This window comes from Ciceribacter ferrooxidans (assembly GCF_004137355.1).
In the GTDB taxonomy this organism is placed as follows: domain Bacteria; phylum Pseudomonadota; class Alphaproteobacteria; order Rhizobiales; family Rhizobiaceae; genus Allorhizobium; species Allorhizobium ferrooxidans.
On record NZ_SDVB01000246.1, the window covers coordinates 1 to 279 of the forward strand.

A 279-nucleotide genomic window follows, 5' to 3' on the forward strand; every position below is an offset into this window, starting at 1 on the left:
CTTTTTCGGCGCGGTTGACCGCCTCGAGCTCGTCGCTCAGACGTCGTTCGTCGTCCGCCATTCTTTGGGCTCGTCTTTGCGCATCGGCAGCCGCGACATGTTTGGCTTCAACCTGGGCGAGCAGCCGCGCCTCGGTGGCTTCGGTCAGCTTCATCTGCTCAGTTTCGGCTTTTCTCAGATCTTCGATTTCTTCATTGAGCCAGAGAACGCGTTCCGCCCGTTGTTGGGCTTCCACATGCAGGCGGCGACATTCATCTTCGCTTTGACGAATGCGCTGTT

1 protein-coding gene is annotated in these 279 nt (G+C 58.1%); it reads right to left on the reverse strand.

Features of this window, described 5'->3' with window-relative positions; all coding sequences use genetic code 11:
* A partial coding sequence (locus tag EUU22_RS25310; protein WP_205687906.1) for a hypothetical protein occupies window positions 1-279 on the reverse strand: 279 nt, incomplete at both ends.